The organism is Pseudoalteromonas sp. P1-9, from assembly GCF_001399975.1.
Classification (GTDB): domain Bacteria; phylum Pseudomonadota; class Gammaproteobacteria; order Enterobacterales; family Alteromonadaceae; genus Pseudoalteromonas.
Genome location: NZ_LKBD01000176.1, coordinates 1 through 272, shown reverse-complemented (window position 1 = coordinate 272; position 272 = coordinate 1). Strand labels below are relative to the sequence as shown.

Genomic DNA, 272 nt, shown 5'->3' with positions numbered 1-272 from the left:
GAGTTTATTCACACTATTACTGAAAGAATAAGTCGTCTAGAACGACTTGATAATGAACTCTCCCACCATGTTTATCAATGGCGTTATTATCCCGTTGTGAAGGCAATCCAAGCGATGCGCGGTGTTCGTTTACTCGTGGCCGCTGGCGTTGTCGCTGAGCTTGGCGATTTAACCCGCTTCGACCATCCGCGTAAGCTGATGAGTTACCTCGGCCTTGTACCAAGTGAACACTCAAGTGGCGGTAAAAGGCATATTGGCGCAATTACTAAATG

At 47.1% G+C, this 272-nt stretch carries 1 protein-coding gene; it reads left to right on the top strand.

Translation table 11 applies throughout. The features are described from left to right. A partial coding sequence (locus AN214_RS22375; protein ID WP_152960870.1) for a transposase occupies positions 1 to 272 on the top strand: 272 nt, incomplete at both ends.